Genomic DNA, 6,367 nt, shown 5'->3' on the forward strand with positions numbered 1-6,367 from the left:
TGTAGTACAGATAGCAGCAGTTAGAGTTGTTTTACCGTGGTCAACGTGGCCGATAGTACCAACGTTTACGTGCGGTTTCGTACGTTCAAATTTTTCTTTAGACATGGGGTGTCCCTCTAGGTACGGATTAGGTGGCTTAAAATAAGACCACGCAACCAAAAAAAATGGTTTTCTTTATTAAAGGAGAAGAAGCTTTAGACTGGTGCTAATACCCAGAGTCGAACTGGGGACCTCACCCTTACCAAGGGTGCGCTCTACCGACTGAGCTATATCAGCACACAAAATGAGTTGGAGCGTGCAGCGGGAATCGAACCCGCATCATCAGCTTGGAAGGCTGAGGTAATAGCCATTATACGATGCACGCAACACGTAACTCTGTTTGAGCTATTTAACCTTTAGAATATGGTGGAGAGGGACGGATTCGAACCATCGAAGGCAGTGCCAACAGATTTACAGTCTGCTCCCTTTGGCCACTCGGGAACCTCTCCAAATTTTTGAGCTTTCTCTCGCAGCCTTAAAGGAAGGGAGAAAGTGGTGCCGACTACCGGAATCGAACTGGTGACCTACTGATTACAAGTCAGTTGCTCTACCTACTGAGCTAAGTCGGCACAAGTGGGGCGCATTTTATTGAATGATTTTCCACCTTGCAATAGCAAATTGAAAAAAAGTGCAAAATTCTCTGCTCAAACTTCGAATACGACTATTTAGCTCAAGGTTTCCGTCTTTAACCCGCATCTAGTACAGGAAGATATTTTATTTATCTAGCGCTTGATGTATTTTCCATGCACTTGTTTTGTTATCCACTATAGAGTTTTGTATGAGCCCATTCATGTCATTTGACCGTACACACTGGTCTGAACTAAGGAATTTAGTTCCGATGACACTTTCTGAGAGCGACTTAAAAGAGCTTCAAGGCATCAATGAAAAGCTCACCATGGAAGAAGCTGTGGAGATCTACCTGCCGCTTTCTCGTCTATTGAACCTCTATGTGGCAGCCAGACAAAACCGCAATTCAGTACTTCACCAGTTCCTCGATAAAAAAGAGAAAGCACCACCATTTATTATTGGTATTGCCGGCAGTGTTGCGGTAGGTAAAAGTACAACCGCCCGTCTACTTAAGGCCCTGCTCTCTCGTTGGGAAAACCACCCAAAAGTTGAGCTCGTCACCACTGACGGTTTCTTATATCCAAATGAAGTATTGAAAGAGAAAGGCTTGATGAGTAAGAAAGGCTTCCCTGAGTCTTACGATATTAAGCGTTTAGTTAATTTTGTCTCAGACGTCAAGGCGTGCAAAAGAAACGTCACCGCGCCAGTTTACTCGCATCTAACTTACAACATTACTGATGATGTTAAGTGTGTTGACCTACCTGACGTGTTGATCATTGAAGGCCTAAACGTATTACAGAGTGGAATGAACTACCCACACGAGCCACACCGTGTGTTCATTTCTGACTTCCTGGACTTTTCACTCTATGTGGATGCAGACAGCCAGCAAATCAAAGAGTGGTATATCAACCGCTTTATGAAGTTTAGAGAAGGGGCATTTACCAAGCCGGGCTCTTACTTTAGTCATTACACTAAATTATCGAACCAAGCGGCATTGGATAAAGCAGAAGGGATCTGGAGTTCAATCAATGGGTTGAACCTAGAGAAGAACATCCTTCCAACCAGAGAGCGGGCGCACCTAATTCTAAGAAAAGGTGCAGATCACATGGTTGAAGAAGTACTACTAAGAAAATAGGAAGGTCTAGCTACCTTTCCTTAGTGAGATTTCACCGCCGATATAACTTTCGATACCATTCTCGGTTTTGAGTAACACCGCACCCTGCTCATCAATACCTTGTACGACACCTTCAATTTCTCTAGGTCCAATAATCAGCTTCACATTGCGACCTAAGAAGTTATCCAAGCGGTTCCAACGTTCTACAAAGTTCGACATCCCTTTCATTTCGTAATCAACCAGCGCCTTATCCCATGCGTTTATTAGGGTCTGTGCTAAATGGTTACGATCTGGGACTTGACCATCACACACCTCTTTAAGCGAGGTCCACGGCTGACCAATACCTGAGGTAGCAGGATCCATAGAGAGATTAAGCCCTAAACCAATCACAATATGAGCAGCACCGCCAGATTGCCCCGACAGCTCAACTAAGATTCCCGCAAGTTTCTTATCGTTATGGTAAAGGTCATTTGGCCATTTGAGTTTCACGCCTTCAACACCCATTTCTTCCAGAGCCTCAACAACCGCAACCCCGACAACAAGACTTAGGCCCATCGCAGCTGCCATCCCAGCGTCGAGTCTCCAGTACATCGAAAGGTATAAATTGGCTCCAAATGGTGATACCCACTCCCTGCCACGACGACCGCGACCAGAGGCTTGGTATTCAGCAACACAAACCGAGCCAGATTCTAGCTCATTGGTGCGATCTAACAGGTGTTGGTTGGTCGACCCTATAATAGGGATCAGTTCAAGAGACGCGTTACTATTAGTAGCAGATAGTCGCTCATGGTCCAGCATGTCCAATCGGTCCGCTAGCTTGTAGCCTTTACCCTGTACACGGTAGATATCCAAACCCCACTCTTGAATACCCTTGATGTGCTTGCTTATAGCAGCTCGAGATACCCCAATCACCTCACCGAGGTCTTCGCCAGAATGAAACTCACCATCAACAAGGCATTTTAACAGTGCCAGCTTAGTGCTGTGCTCTCTCATACTAACGCCTCCAAAGCCTTGTCGAGATTTGTCTCACCATCTCTTCCCATAAAGCGAACCTCATGTTCCAGGCGAATATCGAACTTATCTAGCACAGCCTGACGAACTCGTTCTGCTAACCTAAGCACATCAACGGCCGTCGCCTCATCATAGTTGATGATCACAAGTGCTTGATTTGGATGAACCTGAGCGCCACCTTGATTCACACCTTTAAACTGACATTGATCGATCAGCCAACCAGCAGCGAGTTTGATCATATTCTCACTCGCATAGCCCACAATCGTTGGATACTCAGACTGCAAGCGATCAAAATGATCTTTACTGATCACCGGGTTTTTAAAGAAGCTGCCAGCATTACCCTGAACAGAAGGGTCTGGCAATTTGCTCGATCGGATAGCACATACTTCATTAAATATCGTTTGAGGTGAAAGTGTCTCTTCAGACAGACTTTTCAAGGGGCCATAGTGATTACATGGCTGCCATGCTTTCGCTAAAGTTAAGCCAATCGCGACCACAATAGCTTTGCCGTAAAGGGCGTGTTTAAAAATCGAATCTCGGTAACCAAAGAGACATTCCTCTTTGCTTAATCGCTTAACTGTATAAGTATCCAGACAAAGAATATCGACGTATTCACATATATCCTGTAGCTCAACTCCATAAGCACCAATGTTCTGGATAGGCGCTGAGCCAGAACAACCCGGAATCATGGCTAGGTTTTCTAATCCACCAAAACCTTGCTCAACGGTCCATTTAACTAGGCTTGGCCAATCCTCACCACCATTAACATGGAGTAAATGATTGTTGTCCGACTCCGTTAAGGTAATACCAGACAGCTTATTGATAATGACAAGGCCTGCAAAATGCTCAGTGAAAAGCATGTTACTGCCCTTTCCTAGCATCAGCTTAGGCGTAGATTGCCATTTAGGGTCCTGATAAACCGAGATCAACTCTTCAATCGTGGTCACTTCAACCAAAGCATCACAGCTTTGATCAATAGAAAAGGTATGAACGTTTTTTAAACTAGCATTGAGATGGAATTGCATGGCGATATTCAATTAACTTACACTGCGTTCATTCTACAGCAGATAAACCAGTGGCGCAGTGACTGAATGAACAATGTCATCATTACTCAATTAGACCCAGTAAAGGTTCCCCTTGTTAAACGCTTCTATAAAGAGCACTACCCAACAGGGAAAGCCAATAAAAGTGAGTTAATCTATTCACTCTTACTTGATGACGAACTTTGTGGTGTCGTCCGTTTTCGTACGATAGAAGACTCGCGCTTACTGACAGGTATGGCGATCTCGAAGCAACATCGCGGTAAACAGTTAGGTTCCCAACTAATGGAGTACTGTGCAAAGCACACACTCACAGAGAATGATTACTGCTTTGCCTATGCGCATCTTACAAGCTTCTACACTCGACACCAATTTGTGCAGATCGATTCTAAACAGCTACCGAACGCCTTACGGGTTTTATATGAGCGTTATTCAAATAGCGGAAAAGATCTCATTCCTATGCAATATCAGCAAAATTGTTAGAGAATGCCTCGATTATCTAGTATTTGGGGCTATGCCTTTGGTAAAATTAAAGGTTCGCAATTTTGCATATTTTTAAGGTAAAACAGTCAATATGATTGCCAGTAGGAATCCATTCATACAGTTGCCAACCATAGCGCAGAATCCTGATAAGTTTGAAGTACTACTATCAGCGCAAGAGTTTCGAATTCGTCTACTTGATGAGATAGCTCGCGCAACGACTCGTATTAGTTTAGTCGCTTTGTATCTTGAAGATGATGAGGCTGGCCGTGAGATCCTAACTGCCTTATATGAAGCAAAACAAAAGAATCCAGATCTAGATGTGAGCGTTTGTGTTGATTGGCACAGAGCTCAACGCGGATTGATTGGTGCAGAGTCTTCTGAAGGCAATGCAGCCATGTACAAAGAGTTTGCTGAAAAATATCAGCATTCAGTTCCTGTCTACGGCATTCCTGTTCGTGGTAAAGAAGTCTTTGGCGTATTGCACTTAAAGGGCTTTATCGTTGATGACAGCGTGATATACAGTGGTGCAAGCCTCAATAATATCTACCTGAACTATCACGAGCGCTACCGCTTTGACCGCTACCATGTTTTAAACAACGCGACACTGGCAGACTCAATGTTTGCCTACGTGCATGAACAAATGATCTCTGACAGCGCTGTTTACGACTTAGCTGATAAAAACAAGCCAGCTACTAAAGAGCTAAAGCCAGCGATCCGCCAGTTTCGTGCATCTCTAGCCAGATCTCAGTACCAATTTGATGGTCAGGAAGTATCACCAGAGCAAGTTGCCGTAACACCGCTAGTAGGCATCGGCAAACGACGTAATCGTCTTAACCAAGGCATCAATCAACTGGTCGCTCAGGCTAAAGACGAGATCTTCATTTGTACCCCTTACTTTAACTTTCCTCCTAGCCTAGCTAAAGAAGTGAAGAAAGCACTCAAACGTGGAGTAAAGGTCAGCATTGTGGTTGGTGATAAAACCGCGAATGATTTCTTCATCTCTCCAGAGGAAGAGTTTAAAACGATTGGTGGTCTACCATATCTTTATGAGATGAACTTACGTCGCTTTGCTAAAGCTAATGAAGCTCATATTGCAAGCCGCAATCTATCGATTCAACTTTGGCGACACGACTCTAACAGCTTCCACCTGAAAGGCATTTGGGTCGATAAGCGCTATATGCTGCTTACTGGTAATAACCTAAACCCTAGAGCTTGGAAACTAGATCTAGAGAACGGAATCTTTATTCAGGACAACTATCACCACCTAACTGATAAGTTCCAAGCTGAAGTAGATAACATTCTTCAACACACTCAGCTTATTTGTACTTATAAGCAGTTAGACAAAGTAGATAGCTACCCAGAAGAAGTTCAAAAGCTGATTCGCAAGATCACTCGAGTCAAAGCTGACAGAGTACTTAAACAAATACTCTAGTGAATATACACAAGATATGATTTATCAACGCCTAGCAAACGCTAGGCGTTTTTGTATTCATAAGTCGCCTCTCTGTACGCACTCGCAAACATAGTGAGTAACTAGTTCAATCAATACTCGCCATATAATTTTTAGGGGTTCAGCTCCATTGAACACCAGAGAATAGCTTAGGCCGACAGTAGCGAGGACTTGTTATTTGAAGAGCAAAAGACCATTACCTAGAAACGACGAAGGCCTAGTAGTAAGGCTAGGCCTTCTGATAAATGACGAAAGGCGGACACACCTAGTTCGTTCTTTCTGAAACCGGTAAACCTTTTGAGAGACGCTCTCGACCAAAACGCTAACACAGGGATTCAAATGTAAAAAAGCCCAAGAAGTTGTGCGTGGGCTTAGTATGAATAGCTGAACTTGTATTCCATCTGACTAGTACACGAGCGGGACTCATTGGTAGAAGACCAAATTATCAACCCCCAGAAACGACGAAAGCCTAGTCGTAAGACTAGGCTTTCTAAAAGGTTTGATGTAGTTGAGTTGTCATTCTATCTATTCGCCAATTGATTACTAAATATACATTTTTGATAGATGTAAAAAAGCCCTGCTATTTCTAGCAGGGCTTCTCTAATAAGTGGCGGAGTGGACGGGACTCGAACCCGCGACCCCCGGCGTGACAGGCCGGTATTC

Annotated in this window: 6 protein-coding genes and 4 tRNA genes; 3 read left to right on the top strand and 7 right to left on the bottom strand. The window is 43.9% G+C overall.

The window, feature by feature from the left end:
* The 5 genes from F0251_RS23975 to F0251_RS23995 form a co-directional block, all read right to left on the bottom strand.
* Nucleotides 1–159 (bottom strand): GTP-binding protein (locus tag F0251_RS23975; RefSeq protein WP_253643689.1); only part of this gene is annotated, 159 nt, incomplete at its 3' end.
* Nucleotides 160–200: 41 nt separating this feature from the next.
* Nucleotides 201–276 (bottom strand) — tRNA-Thr (locus tag F0251_RS23980).
* A 13-nt stretch (nt 277–289) separates the two neighbouring features.
* Nucleotides 290–364 (bottom strand) — tRNA-Gly (locus F0251_RS23985).
* Nucleotides 365–403: 39 nt separating this feature from the next.
* Nucleotides 404–488 (bottom strand) — tRNA-Tyr (locus F0251_RS23990).
* 44 nt (nt 489–532) lie between these two features.
* A tRNA-Thr gene (locus F0251_RS23995) sits at nt 533–608 on the bottom strand.
* A gap of 209 nt (nt 609–817) precedes the next feature.
* Between F0251_RS23995 and coaA the strand changes: the two genes are divergently transcribed.
* Nucleotides 818–1,741, top strand: coding sequence for a type I pantothenate kinase (gene coaA / locus F0251_RS24000; RefSeq protein ID WP_171731967.1), 924 nt, complete (start codon nt 818–820; stop codon nt 1,739–1,741).
* A gap of 6 nt (nt 1,742–1,747) precedes the next feature.
* On the opposite strand, the gene birA is transcribed toward coaA, so the two are convergent.
* Together birA and murB are read right to left on the bottom strand one after the other, a co-directional pair.
* Nucleotides 1,748–2,713, bottom strand: a complete 966-nt coding sequence (birA, locus tag F0251_RS24005) for a bifunctional biotin--[acetyl-CoA-carboxylase] ligase/biotin operon repressor BirA (protein WP_171731968.1) — start codon at nt 2,711–2,713, stop codon at nt 1,748–1,750.
* Nucleotides 2,710–3,756 (bottom strand): UDP-N-acetylmuramate dehydrogenase, encoded by a 1,047-nt coding sequence (gene murB, locus F0251_RS24010; RefSeq protein ID WP_116871561.1) that lies wholly within the window; start codon nt 3,754–3,756, stop codon nt 2,710–2,712. The genes birA and murB overlap by 4 nt, the downstream gene beginning before the upstream one ends.
* Before the next feature lie 66 nt (nt 3,757–3,822).
* Here murB and F0251_RS24015 point away from each other — a divergent pair, with 66 nt between their 5' ends.
* A complete protein-coding gene (locus F0251_RS24015; protein ID WP_061034337.1) occupies nt 3,823–4,254 on the top strand; it encodes a GNAT family N-acetyltransferase in 432 nt (143 codons plus the stop codon).
* A gap of 91 nt (nt 4,255–4,345) precedes the next feature.
* Nucleotides 4,346–5,686 (top strand): CDP-diacylglycerol--serine O-phosphatidyltransferase, encoded by a 1,341-nt coding sequence (pssA, locus tag F0251_RS24020; protein ID WP_061034338.1) that lies wholly within the window; start codon nt 4,346–4,348, stop codon nt 5,684–5,686.
* Nucleotides 5,687–6,367: the final 681 nt, after the last annotated feature.

Source organism: Vibrio sp. 070316B, from assembly GCF_013114115.1.
Lineage (GTDB): Bacteria > Pseudomonadota > Gammaproteobacteria > Enterobacterales > Vibrionaceae > Vibrio > Vibrio chagasii_B.